At 63.1% G+C, this 14552-nt stretch carries 15 protein-coding genes; 10 read left to right on the plus strand and 5 right to left on the minus strand.

Translation table 11 applies throughout. The features are described 5' to 3' along the window. Window positions 1–21: 21 nt before the first annotated feature. From phnD to phnE (NKJ75_RS26915), 3 genes are read left to right on the plus strand one after another with little or no spacing between them, the layout of a single operon-like run. A complete protein-coding gene (phnD, locus tag NKJ75_RS26905) occupies window positions 22–930 on the plus strand; it encodes a phosphonate ABC transporter substrate-binding protein (protein ID WP_023669830.1) in 909 nt (302 codons plus the stop codon). 56 nt (window positions 931–986) lie between these two features. After that, window positions 987–1943: a phosphonate ABC transporter, permease protein PhnE gene (gene phnE / locus NKJ75_RS26910; RefSeq protein WP_352500398.1), complete on the plus strand. Its 957-nt coding sequence runs from the start codon at window positions 987–989 to the stop codon at window positions 1941–1943. Beyond that, window positions 1944–3311, plus strand: a complete 1368-nt coding sequence (phnE, locus tag NKJ75_RS26915; RefSeq protein WP_023669832.1) for a phosphonate ABC transporter, permease protein PhnE — start codon at window positions 1944–1946, stop codon at window positions 3309–3311. An 80-nt stretch (window positions 3312–3391) separates the two neighbouring features. On the opposite strand, the gene NKJ75_RS26920 is transcribed toward phnE (NKJ75_RS26915), so the two are convergent. From NKJ75_RS26920 to NKJ75_RS26930, 3 genes are all read right to left on the minus strand, one after another. Continuing rightward, a complete protein-coding gene (locus NKJ75_RS26920) occupies window positions 3392–4243 on the minus strand; it encodes a sugar phosphate isomerase/epimerase family protein (RefSeq protein ID WP_023683013.1) in 852 nt (283 codons plus the stop codon). A 125-nt stretch (window positions 4244–4368) separates the two neighbouring features. Then, window positions 4369–5556, minus strand: coding sequence for a Gfo/Idh/MocA family protein (locus tag NKJ75_RS26925; protein WP_023744062.1), 1188 nt, complete (start codon window positions 5554–5556; stop codon window positions 4369–4371). Window positions 5557–5574: 18 nt separating this feature from the next. Then, the gene (locus tag NKJ75_RS26930) at window positions 5575–6630 is read right to left on the minus strand and encodes a sugar phosphate isomerase/epimerase family protein (RefSeq protein ID WP_023744061.1); all 1056 of its coding nucleotides are present in this window, start codon (window positions 6628–6630) and stop codon (window positions 5575–5577) included. Window positions 6631–7029: 399 nt separating this feature from the next. Between NKJ75_RS26930 and NKJ75_RS26935 the strand changes: the two genes are divergently transcribed. The 5 genes from NKJ75_RS26935 (at window position 7030) to NKJ75_RS26955 (ending at window position 11262) form a co-directional block, all read left to right on the plus strand. Beyond that, window positions 7030–7917, plus strand: coding sequence for a sugar phosphate isomerase/epimerase family protein (locus tag NKJ75_RS26935; protein ID WP_023692016.1), 888 nt, complete (start codon window positions 7030–7032; stop codon window positions 7915–7917). 9 nt (window positions 7918–7926) lie between these two features. Beyond that, complete coding sequence (locus NKJ75_RS26940) at window positions 7927–9096, plus strand: mandelate racemase/muconate lactonizing enzyme family protein (RefSeq protein WP_023683009.1); 1170 nt, start codon at window positions 7927–7929, stop codon at window positions 9094–9096. 2 nt (window positions 9097–9098) lie between these two features. Beyond that, a complete protein-coding gene (locus NKJ75_RS26945; protein WP_023686625.1) occupies window positions 9099–9815 on the plus strand; it encodes a FadR/GntR family transcriptional regulator in 717 nt (238 codons plus the stop codon). Window positions 9816–9900: 85 nt separating this feature from the next. Beyond that, window positions 9901–10881 (plus strand): NAD(P)-dependent oxidoreductase, encoded by a 981-nt coding sequence (locus NKJ75_RS26950; RefSeq protein ID WP_023686626.1) that lies wholly within the window; start codon window positions 9901–9903, stop codon window positions 10879–10881. 3 nt (window positions 10882–10884) lie between these two features. Further along, entirely contained in the window at window positions 10885–11262 is a 378-nt protein-coding gene (locus NKJ75_RS26955; RefSeq protein ID WP_023692018.1) for a hypothetical protein, read from the plus strand. Between the two features lie 22 nt (window positions 11263–11284). On the opposite strand, the gene NKJ75_RS26960 is transcribed toward NKJ75_RS26955, so the two are convergent. Further along, complete coding sequence (locus NKJ75_RS26960; RefSeq protein ID WP_352500401.1) at window positions 11285–12580, minus strand: amidase; 1296 nt, start codon at window positions 12578–12580, stop codon at window positions 11285–11287. A 116-nt stretch (window positions 12581–12696) separates the two neighbouring features. Here NKJ75_RS26960 and NKJ75_RS26965 point away from each other — a divergent pair, with 116 nt between their 5' ends. Together NKJ75_RS26965 and NKJ75_RS26970 are read left to right on the plus strand one after the other, a co-directional pair. Further along, the gene (locus NKJ75_RS26965) at window positions 12697–13044 is read left to right on the plus strand and encodes a GFA family protein (protein ID WP_023669842.1); all 348 of its coding nucleotides are present in this window, start codon (window positions 12697–12699) and stop codon (window positions 13042–13044) included. 217 nt (window positions 13045–13261) lie between these two features. Continuing rightward, the gene (locus NKJ75_RS26970; protein WP_027048960.1) at window positions 13262–13672 is read left to right on the plus strand and encodes a DUF4437 domain-containing protein; all 411 of its coding nucleotides are present in this window, start codon (window positions 13262–13264) and stop codon (window positions 13670–13672) included. Window positions 13673–13699: 27 nt separating this feature from the next. Here the strand turns inward: NKJ75_RS26970 and NKJ75_RS26975 are convergent, their stop codons facing one another. Continuing rightward, on the minus strand, window positions 13700–14491 hold the full coding sequence (locus NKJ75_RS26975; RefSeq protein ID WP_352500402.1) for an ABC transporter ATP-binding protein: 792 nt from the start codon (window positions 14489–14491) through the stop codon (window positions 13700–13702). Window positions 14492–14552: the final 61 nt, after the last annotated feature.

Genomic DNA, 14552 nt, shown 5'->3' on the forward strand with positions numbered 1-14552 from the left:
AACTTACAGGAGAGACATCAAATGTTCAGGAAGATGGTATTCGGCGCCGTTTCGGCGCTCGCCATGGCAACCAGCGCCGCGCATGCGGCCGACCTCAAGGAATTCCGCGTCGGCATCCTCGGCGGAGAGAACGAAACCGACCGCCTGCGCAACTATCAGTGCCTGGCCGATCACCTGAAGACCGAATTCGGCTTCGAAAAGGTCTCGCTGTTCCCCGCCGCCGACTATGACGGCGTCATCCAGGGCCTGCTCGGCGGCACGCTCGACTTCGCCGAACTCGGCGCTTCCGGCTACGCCAGCGTCTACATCAAGGACCCGAAGGCGGTCACCCCGATCCTCACCACCCAGCAGACCGACGGCGCCACCGGCTATTATTCCATCGGCCTGGCGCTGAAGTCTTCGGGCATTACCGACATCAAGTCGGCCAAGGGCAAGAAGCTCGGCTACGCCGATCCGGACTCGACCTCGGGCTACCTGATCCCGCTGACCCAGATCCCGAAGGACACCGGCGCCTCGAACGACGCCTACTTCGCCTCGACCCAGTTCAATGGCGGCCATGAAAACAACATCCTCGCCGTTCGCGACGGCAAGGTCGACGTTGCGGTTGACGATTCCTCCGGCATCGGCGACTTCAAGAACGGCTACACCTCCGGCACCTTCCACAAGGTCACCGCCAAGGGCGCCGTCGACCCCAACGACTTCGTCGAAGTCTGGCGCTCGGGCCTGATCCCGAACGGCCCGCTGGTCGTGCGCACCGCGCTCGGCGACGACATGACCGCCAAGCTTGCCGCCTTCTTCACCGACCTGCCGAAGAAGGACAAGGCCTGTTTCGAAGGCGTCGAAGGCGGCGACTTCACCGGTTACGTCCCGGTCAAGCCTGACTTCTACAACGTCATCGTCGAAGCCCGTAAGGCAGCCATCGGCGGCTGACGGCAAAATCAGAAAGGGCGACGTGAAAAACGCCGCCCTTTTTGCATGTCCCGATCATGACCATCTCAGCAACAGCCCGCTCCAACGCGACCCTGCAGGTAGCCAACGCCTGGCAGCGCCAGATATCGTTGCGGCGGCTTTATACCATCCTCGGCGTCGGCCTGCTGCTGGCGGCGACGCTGTCGAGCATGTGGTTCGCCGACGAGGCCAATGCCGGTCACTTCTGGGACCGGCTGCCGCATATATTCGACTTCCTCAGCTGGCTGATCCCGAAGGACTGGAACGACGTCTGGCGGGCGCTGTTCGACATCGCCTCGCCGCATGACACCGGCACCCAGGAGTTCAACTTCCCGCTCGGCCGCGTCTATGTCTGGGGCGGCTTCTACATCCCCGAATATTTCGAGCTGATGCTGACCACACTCAACGTGGCGCTGGTCTCGACTTTCATCGGTTTCATCTTCGCCGTGCCGTTTTCGTTCATCGCCGCGCGCAACCTGACGCCGCATCCGGCGCTGCGGCTCGTCGTCAAGCGCTTCATGGAATTGCTGCGCGCCTTTCCCGAAATCGTCATTGCCGGCCTGTTCGCCGCCATTGTCTCGACCGGGCCGATCGCAGCCATCATCGCCATCGGCCTGCATTCGATCGGCGCGCTCGGCAAGCTGTTCTATGAAATCAACGAGAACATCGACATGCGCGCCGAAGAGGGCCTGAAAGCGGTCGGCGGCAACTGGTTCGAGCGCGTGCGCTTCGCCGACCTGCCGCAGGTGCTGCCCAATTTCATGTCCTACACATTGCTGCGCGTCGAGATCAACGTGCGGGCCTCGACCATTATCGGCGCCGTCGGCGGCGGCGGTATCGGCGAGGAACTGAAGCTCTCGATATCGCGCGGTTTCGGCGCCAAGACGGTGGCGTTGGTGCTGCTGTTGTTCACGACGATCTTCATCGTCGACCAGTTCTCCGCCTGGCTGCGCCGCAAGCTGGTCGGCGAGCAAGCTTTTCTGATGAGCGCTTAAATGACCGCTTTGACCACTGATCAGGTCCAGTCGATCGAGGAACGCTATCCGCAAATCTTTCGGCGGCCGGCCTACAAGCGATTCGCGCCGCTGTTCCTGTTCGGCGGCATCCTGCTCTACCTCGTTTACGCCTTGTGGTTTTTCAACCTGCCGCAGGTGATGCGCGACTCGCATTGGGAGCGCCTGCCGCTCTTCCTGACGCAATGGATCAGCTACGATCTGCAGCCTGAATTCCGCCTCGACCAGCCTGAAATCACGCCGAAATACCCGCGGTTTTCAGCACTCGGCGAGAACCCAGATCCCGACTGGGTTGTCAAGAACGCGGATGGCACCTTCACCGTCCTGATCGATGGCGCGGCCAGGTCCGTCACCTTCGACAAGACCAAAGCGACGATCGTCGCCAATGGCGAGATGGTGCCGGTGGCGCTGACCAGCGGTAAGCCGGTAATTACAGGTCCGGTGCCTGGCTGGATCACCGCGCATGACGACGAGATCGTCGCCAGGATGGGCTTTGTCGGCGAAGTGCGCGTCACCGTCGATCGCGTCAAGGTCCGCAAGCGCTTCCTCGGCTGGGCAAATTTCGTCTTCGACACGCGCTCGCCCTTCTTCGGCAAATCGGCCAGTGAAGTGATCTCGCTGATCTGGTCCGGACCGGAACTTAAGCCTGGCACCTCGAACCTCGCGCTCGCCGGCGACAACATCTGGAACAATGCGCAGTGGCAGCATGGCGACGTCTGGACGAAACTGCTGCAGACCATCGTCATGGCCTTTCTCGGCACGTTGCTCGGCGGCCTCGTCGCCTTCCCGCTCGCCTTCTTCGCCGCCCGCAACATCACGCCGAGCGGATTGTTCGGCCAGGTGCTCAAGCGCTTCTTCGATTTCATGCGATCGGTCGACATGCTGATCTGGGCGCTGTTCTTCACCCGCGCCTTCGGCCCGGGACCGCTCGCCGGCAGCGCCGCGATCTTCTTCACCGAAATAGGCACGCTCGGCAAAATCTATTCGGAAAGCCTGGAAAACATCGACGACAAACCGCGCGAGGGCATCAAGTCGACCGGCGCCAACGGCCTGCTGGTGCAGCGCTATGGGGTCATGCCGGAAGTGATCCCGGTCTTCATCAGCCAGACGCTCTACCAGTGGGAATCCAACACAAGAGGCGCCACCATCATCGGCGCCGTCGGCGCTGGCGGCATCGGCCTGAAACTCTGGGAAGCCATGCGCACCAATTCCAACTGGGCCAACGTCTTCTACATGGTGCTGCTGATCCTGCTCGTCGTGTTTGTGTTCGACAACATCTCGAATTTCCTGAGGCGCCGGCTCAGCCGGACCATCCATGATTACAACAGGATGCAGGCCGAGGAGGGGTGACGTGCGAGGGACAGCACCCCCCTCTGTCCTGCCGGACAGTGGGGGGTGTGAAGGAACGCAGCACTCCTTGGGCGGCGCGGCTAAGCCGCCCGCTTCCACCCATCCCTGATATGCCTGTATCCCTCGCGATAAACCGCTTCCGGCGTCTCGGAAAAATCCCGCCACACCTTGGTCGCCGCCGCCAGATCCTTCAGCGATCTGCCAAACGCCTCGATCGTCAGCCAGTCGTCATAGCCGCTCTTGCGGATGGCCGCGAAAGTCTCTTTCCACGGAATGTTCCCGCGCCCCGGCACGCCGCGATCGTTCTCCGAAATGTGGATGTGCACGACATTCCGCCGGTGCTTCATGTAGGCGCCGATCGGGTCGGCTTCCTCGATATTGGCGTGGAAGGTGTCGTACATCGCCTTGATGTGCGGCCGGTCGATGGCATCGACGTGCTCGGACAGATCGGCCATCGTGTTCAGCAGATAGCACTCGAAACGGTTGAGCGCCTCCAACCCGATGGTAACGTTCCGCTTGCCGGCATGATCGCCAATGGCGCGCTGCGAGGCGATCGAGCGCTTCTTCTCGGCAGCGGTCGGCCCGCTGCCGGAGAAGGCGCCGAGCGTCGAATGCAGCGGCCCGCTCAGCGTACTCGCGCCGAGCGCCTGGGCGCAATCGATCGCCCATTTCATGTAGCCGATGCCGGCCTTGCGGGTCGCGGCATCCGGCGAAATCAGATTCATCGCCGGGTCGCCCATCGCCGTAACAGCCGTGCGCTCCAACCCGATGCGGTCGAGCAGATCGCCAAGGTTCTTGTAGTCCTCTGGCGTGCCTGAGAAGATCGGTATCTCGACGCCGTCGAAGCCGGTCGCCTTGATGTCGCGCAGCAACGGCTCGTGTTTCTTAGACACGGAAGTCGTCCACAAAAACATGCACATGCCGATTTTCATCGACAGCCCCTCCCCGTTTGACGGCGCGCGCTGGTTTCTTTCGCATCTCGCACCATGCGCCCTCATTCGGCCGCTTCGCGGCCACCTTCTCCCCGAAGGGAGAAGAGACTTGGCGCCGGCGCTCCCTAAAGTTTCGTCCACGCCCCGTTCTTCTTCGATGACTTAACGCAGGCCTCGATGAACGCCATACCTTCGACGCCGTCCTGGATGGTCGGGAACACCACGTCCTTGCCCGGCTTGCCGCCCTTCTTGCGTGCCGCGCGGATCGCCCGCGCCGCCTCCTGGTAGATGTTGGCGAAGCCTTCGAGATAGCCTTCCGGATGGCCAGACGGAACGCGGCTGACGCGTCCCGCAACTGGCAGCGCGCCGGCGCCGTTGCGGGTGAGCAACTGCTTGGGCTGGCCGAACGGCGTGTACCAGAGATAGTTCGGATCGGCCTGCACCCATTCCAGCCCGCCTTTAGAGCCATAGATGCGCAGCTTCAGCCCGTTCTCGTGGCCCGGCGCCACCTGGCTCGCCCAGATCATGCCCTTGGCCGGATGCACCTTGCCGACCGGCTTGAAGCGCAGCATGACATTGACATTGTCGTCGAGCAGCCGCCCCGGCACGAAAGCGTCGAGATCGGCCGACAGGGAATCGAGCTCCAGACCCGAGACGAAGCGCGCCAGATTGTAGGCGTGCGTGCCGATGTCGCCGAGCGCGCCGCCCGCGCCCGCCTGCTTGGGGTCGGAGCGCCACGCCGCCTGCTTCTGGCCGGTGGCGGCAAGATCTTCGGTCAGCCAGTCCTGCGGGTACTCGGACTGAACGATGCGGATGTCGCCAAGCTGCCCCTTGGCCACCATCTCGCGCGCCTGCCGGATCATCGGATAGGCAGTGTAATTGTGCGTCAGCACGAACACCTTGCCGGTCTTTTCAACCACGGCCGCGAGCTTCTTGGCCTCGGCCAAAGTCGTCGCCAGCGGCTTGTCGCAGATGACGTGGATGCCCGCCTCGAGGAAGACCTTGGCCGCCGGCACGTGCACATTGTTGGGGGTGACGATCGCCACCGCCTCGATGCCGTCCGGGCGCTTGGCCTCGGCCTTGGCCATCTCGGCATAGGAGGCGTAGCTGCGCGCCGGGTCGAGACCGAGTTCGGCGGCGGAAGCCTTGGCGCGCTCGGGATTGGCCGACAGGGCGCCGGCCACCAGCACGAAGTCATTGTCCATGCGCGCCGCGATCCGATGCACCGCGCCGATGAAGGCGCCTTGGCCGCCGCCGACCATACCATAGCGGATCGGGCCGCCCCCCGCTTCCGAATTCGATGCGCCGACCATGTCTTTCTCCTGCTTGTCTCAAATACCCATCATGGCGCGCAGCATCTTCTTGTCGGTGGTGCCGCCGGCGAAATCATCAAAGGCCTTTTCCGTCACCCGGATAATGTGGTGCTGGATGAAGGGCGCGCCTTCGGCCGCGCCGTCCTCCGGATGCTTGAGGCAACACTCCCACTCCAGCACCGCCCAGGAATCGTAGCCATACTGGGTAAGCTTGGAGAAGATGCCGCCGAAATCGACCTGCCCGTCGCCAAGCGAGCGGAAGCGGCCGGCGCGATTGGTCCAGCTCTGATAGCCGGAATAGACGCCTTGCCGCCCCGTCGGATTGAACTCGGCATCCTTGGCATGGAAGGCCTTGATCCGCTCGTGATAGATGTCGATGAATTCGAGATAGTCGAGCTGCTGCAAAAGGAAATGCGATGGGTCGTAGTTGATGTTGCAGCGCTTGTGGCCGCCAACCGCATCGAGGAACATTTCGAACGTGGCGCCGTCGAAGATGTCCTCGCCAGGATGGATCTCATAGCCGACATCGACGCCGTTCTCGTCATAGACGTCGAGGATCGGCTTCCAGCGCTTGCCGAGTTCGGCAAAGGCCTCCTCGATCAGCCCGGCCGGCCGCTGTGGCCAGGGATAGAGATACGGGAAGGCCAGAGCGCCGGAAAACGTCACCGAGGCTTTCAGGCCAAGATTCTTCGAGGCCTTGGCGCCGAACTCCATCTGTTCGACCGCCCATTTCTGCCTGGCCTTGGGGTTGTTGTGCACCGCAGGCGGTGCAAAGCCGTCGAACTGGGCATCATAGGCCGGGTGCACCGCCACCAGCTGCCCTTGAAGATGCGTCGACAGTTCGGTGATCTCGACGCCGGCATCCGCGCAGATGCCTTTCACCTCGTCGCAATAGGTCTTGGAAGATGCCGCCTTCTTGAGGTCGAACAGGCGTGCATCCCAGGTCGGGATCTGCACGCCCTTGTAACCGAGACCGGCCGCCCATTTGGTGATCGAGGCCAGCGAATTGAACGGCGCGGTATCCCCCGCGAACTGCGCCAGAAACAGCCCCGGACCCTTCATTGTCGACGGCATCGGCATCCTCCCAATTCATTTTTCCAAGGACCAAGCATAGCGCCTGATGAAAGCAGGGCCAGCCTCTTTGGTCTCTTGCGATGTGCATTCTCGTATCGGCATTCTGGTATTACCAAATACCGAAAATCGGTCAAGCCATTTGACTCACGCGCAAAGCTGCCAGGGCATTCCATTTTTGGCGATATATACCAGCATAATCAATACGGTACACAGATGCCGATATCGCATGGCGGCGGTTCTTGCCGCGCGACAAAAATTGCTGTAGACCTCCATTAGGGCCCAATTGGTCGAACCAGTTGCGCAAAAACGCTGGAGCGCCTTGGGGAGGAAACACGCGACGCGCCTTGTGGGGCGCATCGCAGGCGAACTGGCACAGACGAATTCTGGGAAGGATAGACCATGCATCTTTCGACGCACAACTGGATGCGCGCGGAACCGTTGGAGGTGACGCTGAAGCGCATCAAGAAATTCGGCTACGAGTCGATCGAGATTTCCGGCGAGCCCGAGCAATACAAGACCAAGGAGACCCGCGCGCTGCTGAAAGAATACGGCATCCGCTGCTGGGGGTCGGTGACGCTGATGCTGGGCGAACGCAACCTTGCCGCCAGGGACCAGGGCCAGCGCGAACGCTCGGTGCAGTACGTCAAGGACGTGCTGACCATGGTCAGCGAACTTGATGGCGAGATCATAACGCTGGTGCCCGCGACCGTCGGCAAAGTGGTACCGGACGGCACCGAGGAAGAGGAATGGAAGTGGGTGGTCGACGCCACCCGCGAATGCTTCACCCATGCCAAGAAGGTCGGCGTCAAGATCGCGGTCGAGCCGCTCAACCGCTTCGAGACCTATCTGTTCAACCGCGGCGCGCAGGCGTTGGCCCTGGCCGATGCGGTCAGCCCCGAATGCGGCGTCTGCCTCGACGCCTATCACATCCATATGGAAGAATTTAACGTCCATGACGCGATCCGTCAGGTCGGCAAACGGCTGTTCGACTTCCACGTCGCCGACAACAACCGCTTTGCCGCCGGCCTTGGCCAGATTGATTGGCCACGGATCGTGCAGACGCTGAAGGAAGTCGGCTATGACGGCGCGCTGACGAACGAATTTGTCGCGCCAGTCGACCGCACACCCGCCGCGCCCTATCCCGACATGGTCGAGCGCAATCCGGTCGACATTTCTCCCGAACAGCTGAAGTTCATCCAGGATCACGGCTCCAGCGTGCTGACGGAGAAATTCTACACCGACCAGATGCGCATCACGGCCGAAACGCTGCTGCCGCTGATCAAGTAGCCGATCGGGATGCGCATCAAAACGGTCCAGGCGTGGTGGGTCCGCGTGCCGATTGAGGCCGCGAAGCAGCATCGCAGCGACTTTGGCCAGGTGACGACGTTCGACGCCGCCATCCTGCGCATTGAGACTGACGACGGGCTGATCGGCTGGGGCGAGGGCAAGAACGCCGCCGGCAGCGCCGGCAGCTATGGTGCGCTGGTCTACATGCTGAATCACGAGGTCGGGCCGCAGCTGATCGGCCGCGACCCCGCCGACATCGGCATGATCTGGGAGATGCTCTACAACGGCGTGCGCCATGACAGTGCCGCGCGCGCTGGCCATGCCATGCCGCAGCTGGCGCGGCGCGGCATGAGCATTGCGGCAATCAGCGCCGTCGATATCGCGCTCTGGGATATTCTGGGCAAGTCGTTGGGACAGCCGGTGTGGCGGCTCATCGGCGGCCGCAAGCTCGACCGCATGCCGGCCTACGCCTCCGGCGGCTGGGCTGCCGCCGACGCTATCGGCGAGCAGCTCAAATCCTACATCGCCAAAGGCGGCTTCAAGGCGCTGAAGATGCGCGTCGGCGCCATGGACGGCGCCCCGCACATTTCCGCCGCCCGCGTCCGCGCCGCACGGCAGGCGCTCGGTCCTGACGTCGAGTTGATGGTCGACGCGCACGGCACCTATACGGTGGCCGAGGCCAAGCGCTTCATCAGCCTGGCCAGCGATCTCGACCTCGCCTGGTTCGAGGAGCCTGTTATCGCCGACGACAAGGCTGGTATGGCCGAGGTGCGCGCCTCGGGTTCGATCCCGATCGCCACCGGCGAAAGCGAAGCGACGCGCTACGCCTTCCGCGATCTCGCGGTGCTGAAATCCGCCGATATCTTCCAGCCGGATCCGGCCTTTTGCGGCGGTATCAGCGAGGCGATGAAGATCGGCACCATCGCCAGTGCCTTCAATCTGCGCTTTGCCCCGCATCTGTGGGCCGGCGCCCCATGCTTCTTCGCCGGCCTGCATGTTTGTGCGGCCTCGCCTGCCAGTTTTACCGTCGAATATTCGCTCGGCGCCAACCCGATGATCCACGATCTTATCGAAGAGACTGTCGAAGCAAGGGACGGTATGATAGCGATCCCTGAAAAGCCGGGTCTGGGATTCACCATTTCGGAGCGGTTCCTGGAGGCGCACGCGCAACGCGGTTGACGATGAAAGAAAAGAACCTTCTCGCCGAGCTCGCCGCCTATCTCTTCGCCCATTCGGACAAGGAGACCGGCCGCACGCCTTCGGAGCGCGAACTGGCGGAGCATTTCGTCGTCAGCCGCGGCCAGATCCGCGAGGCGCTGGCCATTCTGGAGGCCATGCGCATCGTCGAGCGCCGCGCCAAATCCGGCATTTATGTCGACACCAGGCAGGCCAGTGTAGAAGCCTTGGCTCTTTTTGCCCGCGCGGGCCTGCCGCTCGATCCGGTGCAGATCTACGAGACCGTCGAACTGCGCAAGATCCACGAGATCAAGGCCGCCGAACTTGCCTGTTCGCGTGCCACCGAAGAGAATTTCGAACGCCTGCGGGAGATCCTGAAAGCCTCGGAGGAGTGCATCGCCGCCGGCGAAGGCCTCGCCAAGGAAGACCGCGAATTCCACCTCGAAATCGTGCGGGCGACCAAGAACGGCGTCTTCCACAATATCTGCAGTGTCTATTACCTGATGGGCGAGCAGCGGCTGCCGATCTACTTCAACGATCCCGAGCGCTCAGTGCGCTCGCATGCCGAGCATATCCAGATCTACGAGGCGCTGCTGCGTCGCGACGGCAATCTCGCCCAGGCGCTGATGAGCGCCCACCTGCAAGGCGCGGAAAGCTACTGGAAGGGGATCATCGAGGGCCGGGAGGCGCAAGCGCAAAGCCTGGCACTTGAGAAGGTCTAGTGCAATTCCAGGAAAGGTGTGAAACGGTTTTTCTGGGAAAAGCGCGCGGCGCTTTCCTTTGAGAATTGCGACTAGCGAGAGCCCCATGCCCAGAATCCTGTCGACGCACACGCTGCACCCGCGTGCCTCCGCCATGCTGGCGGGCGCCGGCGAACTCGTCGTCGCCTCAGCGCTCGATGCGGCAACGCTGACGGCCGAGGCGAAGCATGCCGACGTCATCATCGTTCGCGCACCGCTGCCGCCGTCGCTGTTCGAAAACGCCACGAAACTCAGAGCAGCGGTCCGCCACGGTGCCGGGCTCGACATGGTGCCGATGGAGGCCGCGGCCGCGGCCGGCGTGCTGGTCGCCAACGTGCCGGCGGTCAATGCGCGTTCGGTCGCCGAATATGTGATGTTCGCGGCCCTTGCCCTGCTTCGGCGCTTCCGTTCGGTAGACCGCGACTTGCGCGCCAAGGGCTGGAATGCCGGCCGCGACCACGCCAGCCATGCCAGCGAGCTTGCCGGCAAGACCATCGGCATCATCGGCTTCGGCGCCATCGGTCAGGCGGTCGCCCATATCGCCGCGCACGGCTTCGGCCTCGACGTCGTGGCGACGACCCGCAGCATGCAGCCGGCACCCGACAGGATCGGCTTCCTGTCGATCGATGCGCTGATCGAACAGAGCGACATCATCGTGCTCTGCTGCCCGCTGACGCCGGAAACGCGCGGCCTGATCAGCCGCGAACGCATTGCCCGCATGAAGCCGGACGCGCTTTTGATCAACATTTCGCGCGGACCGGTGATCGACGACGAGGCGCTGATCGAGGCCTTGCGCCAAGACCGGATCGGCGGCGCCGCACTCGACGTCTTTGCCACGCAGCCGCTGCCGGCAAACCATCCCTATTTCGGTTTCGACAATGTTATCGTCACCCCGCATATGGCGGGGATTACCGAGCAATCGATGATGCGCATGGGCGTGGGCGCGGCCGGCGAGACCTTGCTGGTGCTGGCCAACCGGCTGCCTGTCAATCTGCGCAATCCCGATGTGGTCGAGCATTACCGCAGACGGTTCCCGGCGGACGCGTGAACCATGTCCGGTTTTCGCTTCGCATCTCTGGTTCTCGCAGTGTCGTCGATCGTGGCCTTACCTTCGCTCGCGGCGGCACAAAGCAGCGATTATGTCTATTGCAGCAATGGGATCGTCTGCATGATGGCGCCCTGCCCGTCAGGCAATGCGCTGGATCTGACCACCGGCAATGTCGTTAAAGGCGTGGAGCTCAACACTACGGAATTGCCGCCGCTGGACAGATCGGCACCTGACCTCTCCGACAAGCTTTATGCTGGAAAACTCGTCGTCCGAGGATCGATCCAGCATCGCGGCCAGCCGAACGATCCGCCGATGCTGGTCGTTACCAAAATCGAACGCTCCTCCAAGAAAAGCGAGCGCAAGCGCTGCGCGGCACGTTGACTGCCGACCTACGGCTCGCTGCCTATCGGAGCAGCCGCTCGACTTCAGCCGCGATGCGCAGCAGATGGTGGTCGTGGCCATTGCGCGCCACCAGCATCAGTCCGGCCGGCAGCGTCATGCCGGGCATCGGCAGCGAGATCGCGCAGAGGTCGAACTGGTTGGCGACCTGGGTATTGCGCAGCAGCAGACCTTCGGTGCGTTCACGCAGAGCCGTATCCTCGGCCATCGAAACGATAGTCGGCGCTGTCACCGGCGTGGTCGGCAGAGCTAGCACATCGACCGAACCCAACCGCTCGTCCATGGCTATGCACAGTGCAGCGCGACGACGCATTGCCCTGATATAAACCGGCGTCGGTATGGCCGCCGCCCGCGACAGCGGCCCGCTGACATGGGGATCGACCGGCACCGATGCGCCCGTCGCCAGCCAGTCGGCATGGATTTCAGAACCTTCCATGGCCGCGATCGAGCCGCGTTTGGTGGCCAGGCGCAGATCGGCAATGAGGTCGTCGATCGAAATGTCCGTGAGCCACGCGCCTGCCTGCTCGATCCCGGCAAGGCTGCGATCGAACGCGGCGGCAATCTCCGTTTCCGTGTCTTCGAAAAGCAGGCCGCGCGGAATGCCGACACGAAGCCCGGCAAGCGCTAACGGCAGGTGCAGTTGCGGCATCTGCTCGCCCGTCATCGCGGCGTCAGCCAGGGCACACGCAGCAACACTCAGCGCCAGCGGCCCGATCGAATCCAGCGTCGCGGAAAGGGGATAGGCACCAGTCAGCGGCACGCGCCGCGCCGTCGGCTTGAAACCGACGACGCCGTTCAGCGATGCCGGGATGCGCACCGAACCGCCGGTGTCGGAGCCGATGGAAATGTCGCTCGTCCCCTCGCCAACGGACACGGCGGCGCCCGACGACGAACCGCCTGGAATGCGGCTGGTGTCGGCGGCATTGCCCGGTGTGCCGTAGTGCATGTTGTCGCCGATAGCGGTGAAGGCGAATTCGGTCATGTTGGTCTTGCCGATGATGACGGCGCCGGCCTGGCGCAGACGGCTGACGACCGCAGCGTCGTGCCGACGGGGCGCGGTGTCCCTCAGCATCAGCGACCCGGCCGTGGTCGGCTCGCCGGCGACATCGAACAGATCCTTGATCGACACGATGGTGCCGTCGAGCGGCCCGAGCGATACGCCGGCCTTCTTGCGCGCATCGGTGGCCTCGGCCGCTGCGCGCGCCGCCTCGGCATAGAGTTTGGTGAACACCTTCTCGCCTGCCGCGCAACTGGCAAGACGTGACAGGATGATCTCGAGACGATCGCGGATTGATTGCATGTCGATGTCGGATTCCGTCAAGGTGGAGCGTCTTTAAGGCATATGGGCCGCTAGGTCAGCGGAAGGAATAGCCCGGACAGCGTGCCTTTGCACCTGCCAGCGATAGGAAGGGACTGATGCTGTACAAAGGCAGCTGCCACTGCGGCAAGGTTGCGTTCGAATTCAAGGCGCAGCTGACCGGCGCCGTGCGGTGCAATTGTTCGATCTGCTCGCGCAAGGGCGCGCTGTTGGCCGCCATCCCGCATGACAGCCTGACGGTGCTGGCGTGGGGCGACGATCTCGGCACCTACACATTCGGCAATCATGCAATGGCGCATCGCTTCTGCCGCACCTGCGGCATCCATCCCTTTGCCGAGGATGTCAGTCAGGGCAGCGAACGCAGCGCCTACATCAACCTCAACTGCGTCGCCGATTTCGATCCCACCGGCCTGCCGGTCTTCGACTTCGACGGCCGCGCGGTCTGACCCTACGGTGGCCTCTCACCACAAAAGCAACGCCCCGAAAACCTTGATAGTTCTCGGGCCCGCTGCTTCAGCCAAGGATGGCTATCGGCTATTCGACGCGCTTAGGGCCGCGCGCGAACACAACGATCGCCGCCAGCAAGGTCGCAGCGCCACAATAGGCGAAGGCGCTGGCCACACCGGCATTGTCGACCACCAGGCCGCCGAAGACAGCGCGTTTCTGGCGCTCGCCGTTTCTTGCGTCTTTCCCGCTCGCGCCTTTGCCCTCGAGGACAGCTATCTCCCGGCCGACAAGATCCCCTATGTCGCCGAAGTGCCAGACCAGCCGCATCGCCTTGGCCCGTTGTGGGGTGACCGGGCCAAAGGCCCGGCGGGCACCTTGCTGAAAGTTCCCGGCAACTGGCGCGCGCCGGTTCATGCGCACACCGCCGACTATCGCGCGGTGGTCATCAAGGGACTGTGGGCGCATTGGCAAATGGACGGCGGCGAAGCGACGAAGGTCGAATTGCCGCCGGGATCCTACTGGACCCAGAAGGCCAACGAGATGCACGACGACGCCTGCCTCTCAGAGACGGAGTGCGTGATCCTGCTGATCAACGATACGCCTTACGAGACCTACTTCCAGAAATAGTCAGGCGGCGCCGTCGTTCGACCGCAACTAGCTGGCGTGCAGCAAGCTCACGCCGCTGCCCTTGTCGAACAGCACCACCTTGTCATGATTCCAGGCAAAGCGCACCGGCTGCTCGATCTGGACATCGGTTCTGGCCGGCACCGTGGCGCGCAGCGTCGTGTCGCCGACCCGCAGAGTCAGGATCTTTTCCACGCCATGGTTCTCGACATCGTGGACGCGTGCCTCGACCGGCGCACCGCTTTCAAGATACACATCCTCAGGTCGAATACCGAAGACGAGCGGGCGACCGTCGGTCGCACCGCCCGCCTTGGCACCCCCAGAGAAAGGCAGTTCGAAATTTAGCGGCGCCATCACCGCGCGGCCGTTGACCAGCTTGCCATCGATCAGGTTCATCGGCGGCGAGCCGACGAAGCTGGCCACATAGGTATCGCGCGGATTGTTATAGATCTCGTGCGGCGTGCCGGTCTGGATGATGCGGCCATGGTTGAGCACGCCCACCTTGTCGCCCATCGACATCGCCTTGATCTGGTCGTGGGTGACGAACAGGAAGGTGGCGCCAAGCTGGATCTGCAGGTTCTTCAGTTCCGTGCGCAGCGCCTCGCGCAGTTTGGCGTCGAGCGCCGACAGCGGTTCGTCCATCAGGAACACGCGCGGCTTGCGCACGATGGCGCGGCCGATCGAAACGCGCTGCATCTCGCCGCCGGACAGACGATCGGTCTTGCGGTCGAGCAGATGTTCGATCCTGAGTGTTTTGGCGGCGCGGTCGACACGATCCTTGATCTCGGCGTCGGGTCCTCCGGTCAAGCCGGAGGATGACAGCGTGAGAGTTGAGAGGGCGACGCACACCGACCGTCGCGGACGGGCGCGAGCGCGACCTGCC

Source organism: Mesorhizobium sp. M0058, from assembly GCF_040323095.1.
Classification (GTDB): Bacteria; Pseudomonadota; Alphaproteobacteria; order Rhizobiales; family Rhizobiaceae; genus Mesorhizobium.

Excerpts from the sequence above, each read along its gene's own strand:
- phnD (WP_023669830.1), top strand. The coding sequence starts at position 22 with ATGTTCAGGAAGATGGTATTCGGCGCCGTTTCGGCGCTCGCCATGGCA.
- phnE (WP_352500398.1), top strand. The coding sequence starts at position 987 with ATGACCATCTCAGCAACAGCCCGCTCCAACGCGACCCTGCAGGTAGCC.
- phnE (WP_023669832.1), top strand. The coding sequence starts at position 1,944 with ATGACCGCTTTGACCACTGATCAGGTCCAGTCGATCGAGGAACGCTAT.
- NKJ75_RS26920 (WP_023683013.1), bottom strand. The coding sequence starts at position 4,243 with ATGAAAATCGGCATGTGCATGTTTTTGTGGACGACTTCCGTGTCTAAG.
- NKJ75_RS26925 (WP_023744062.1), bottom strand. The coding sequence starts at position 5,556 with ATGGTCGGCGCATCGAATTCGGAAGCGGGGGGCGGCCCGATCCGCTAT.
- NKJ75_RS26930 (WP_023744061.1), bottom strand. The coding sequence starts at position 6,630 with ATGCCGTCGACAATGAAGGGTCCGGGGCTGTTTCTGGCGCAGTTCGCG.
- NKJ75_RS26935 (WP_023692016.1), top strand. The coding sequence starts at position 7,030 with ATGCATCTTTCGACGCACAACTGGATGCGCGCGGAACCGTTGGAGGTG.
- NKJ75_RS26940 (WP_023683009.1), top strand. The coding sequence starts at position 7,927 with ATGCGCATCAAAACGGTCCAGGCGTGGTGGGTCCGCGTGCCGATTGAG.
- NKJ75_RS26945 (WP_023686625.1), top strand. The coding sequence starts at position 9,099 with ATGAAAGAAAAGAACCTTCTCGCCGAGCTCGCCGCCTATCTCTTCGCC.
- NKJ75_RS26950 (WP_023686626.1), top strand. The coding sequence starts at position 9,901 with ATGCCCAGAATCCTGTCGACGCACACGCTGCACCCGCGTGCCTCCGCC.
- NKJ75_RS26955 (WP_023692018.1), top strand. The coding sequence starts at position 10,885 with ATGTCCGGTTTTCGCTTCGCATCTCTGGTTCTCGCAGTGTCGTCGATC.
- NKJ75_RS26960 (WP_352500401.1), bottom strand. The coding sequence starts at position 12,580 with ATGCAATCAATCCGCGATCGTCTCGAGATCATCCTGTCACGTCTTGCC.
- NKJ75_RS26965 (WP_023669842.1), top strand. The coding sequence starts at position 12,697 with ATGCTGTACAAAGGCAGCTGCCACTGCGGCAAGGTTGCGTTCGAATTC.